The sequence below is a fragment of the Alteromonas sp. G4i35 genome, assembly GCF_054960375.1.
This window is the reverse complement of record NZ_JBHNZD010000069.1, coordinates 1-1,155: the sequence shown is the minus strand read 5'-3', so window position 1 is coordinate 1,155 and position 1,155 is coordinate 1. Positions and strand designations below refer to the sequence as shown.

At 40.3% G+C, this 1,155-nt stretch carries 2 protein-coding genes; both read left to right on the top strand.

Going from position 1 to position 1,155, the window contains the following annotated elements; translation table 11 throughout:
• Nucleotides 1–242: 242 nt before the first annotated feature.
• Nucleotides 243–647 (top strand): hypothetical protein, encoded by a 405-nt coding sequence (locus ACFI6L_RS20250; RefSeq protein ID WP_462574703.1) that lies wholly within the window; start codon nt 243–245, stop codon nt 645–647.
• Nucleotides 648–773: 126 nt separating this feature from the next.
• Nucleotides 774–1,064, top strand: coding sequence for a hypothetical protein (locus ACFI6L_RS20245; RefSeq protein WP_462574702.1), 291 nt, complete (start codon nt 774–776; stop codon nt 1,062–1,064).
• Nucleotides 1,065–1,155 lie beyond the last annotated feature (91 nt).

Here is a 1,155-nt window from a genome sequence, read left to right as displayed (position 1 = left end):
ACAGCTTGCATTAATGAAATCAGAGGGCCTTCTAGAAGCTAAACAAATTAGTGGCTTCTCAGATGAGTTACAACGTTTTATTAATAGCCGTGACTAACTTATCAGCACGGCCTAACAACTCAATAAACTCACTCACTGCGTTCGCTGGGACGCATACACGCGGGGTGGCTGCGCCATTATGTCCCACATGTCTGCGCCCGTTATTGAAAAGTTAGGTGCCTGTTCAAACTAATAAGGATGTTATGAAAAATAGAATTATATTTACGACCTCACTGCTCTGCCTTTCTCTTGCAGCTTGTAGCAAGCAAGCTCAGATGAAAACTAATTTCTTTATTCAACAAAATAGCATTTCTGAATTCACTATTCCGGAGCTCTTAGAAGACCTAGATTCGTTACCAAACCAAATAAATGGCTGCGATGTTAGTCATCATAAAGCAACAGATGAACTGTTTGTACAATGCTCTAAAAAAGGGTTCAATTATACAAATAAGCAAGTCAGTTCAACACTCTCAGGAGCCCTCGGCTTCAGTAGCACAGAGCAATTCGGGCAATATAATTTTAGATGGAAGACGGGTGCAGCTTCTTGTTCAATTGCAATAGAAGAAGATAATGATATTTTTGAGCTTTGGTGTGGCAAAGGCACCTAACAAGCCAATTAACACACTCACTTCGTTCGCTGGGACGCAGACACGCCGGGCGGCTTCGCCATTATGCCCCACGTGTCTGCGCCCGTTATCGGAAAGTTATATGCCAGTAAATATATTTGAGATCCTATGAAAGAGAAAGATCACTTTAAAAAGCTAAGGAGCATAATTTATTCTCTTCTGCCTGCTTTGATTCTACTTTCTTTCTTTTTGGAGAAAGAACTTATCAAGAGTCTATTTTTCTTAGTCTTTGGAATATGGGCATGTTCTTTTGGCTTCTCCTTTTTTAATCAAGCTAAGACTAAAAAACAATCACCGAAATATTCAGCACTATACTTAGTTTCTTTTATCTACTTTATTTTGGGTATCGGAGCTTTAAATGCCTTAGCGGTAGGTACTTTTTTTAAAAATGGCATATAACAACAAAATTAAGTCACTCACTTCGTTCGCTGGGACGCATACATGCGGGGCGGCTTCGCCATTATGCCCCACACGCCTTCGCCCCTTATTT

What these genes read in the sequence shown, in the direction of transcription:
- ACFI6L_RS20250 (WP_462574703.1), top strand. Translation starts at nt 243, where the DNA reads ATGAAAAATAGAATTATATTTACGACCTCACTGCTCTGCCTTTCTCTT.
- ACFI6L_RS20245 (WP_462574702.1), top strand. Translation starts at nt 774, where the DNA reads ATGAAAGAGAAAGATCACTTTAAAAAGCTAAGGAGCATAATTTATTCT.